Source organism: Vogesella urethralis (genome assembly GCF_007644045.2).
GTDB lineage: Bacteria > Pseudomonadota > Gammaproteobacteria > Burkholderiales > Chromobacteriaceae > Vogesella > Vogesella urethralis.
Window position 1 is genome coordinate 1 of record NZ_VMDW02000005.1, and the last position, 239, is coordinate 239.

A 239-nucleotide genomic window follows, 5' to 3' on the forward strand; every position below is an offset into this window, starting at 1 on the left:
GAGATTTCCTATAATTTTTATTATAATTATTTCTTAAAATTCTTCTCAAGTTCAGCATTAAAACTTGGTTCTATTATAATTTTTGTTTTCTGACGTTGTTCTGCAATCGTTTTTGCTAAAATGTCTTCTCTCACATCTGCTCTCAATTCTTCCATGGCTTCTTCTTTGGTCATCGGTGAACTCGGTAAAATTCCATCAATAGCGATGATGAGCAATCTCTCTCCCAGTTTCACTTTTTG

At 33.1% G+C, this 239-nt stretch carries 1 protein-coding gene; it reads right to left on the reverse strand.

What is annotated here, in order from left to right; all coding sequences use genetic code 11:
- Positions 1–26: 26 nt before the first annotated feature.
- A partial coding sequence (locus tag FLQ03_RS00260) for a hypothetical protein (RefSeq protein ID WP_206210806.1) occupies positions 27–239 on the reverse strand: 213 nt, incomplete at its 5' end.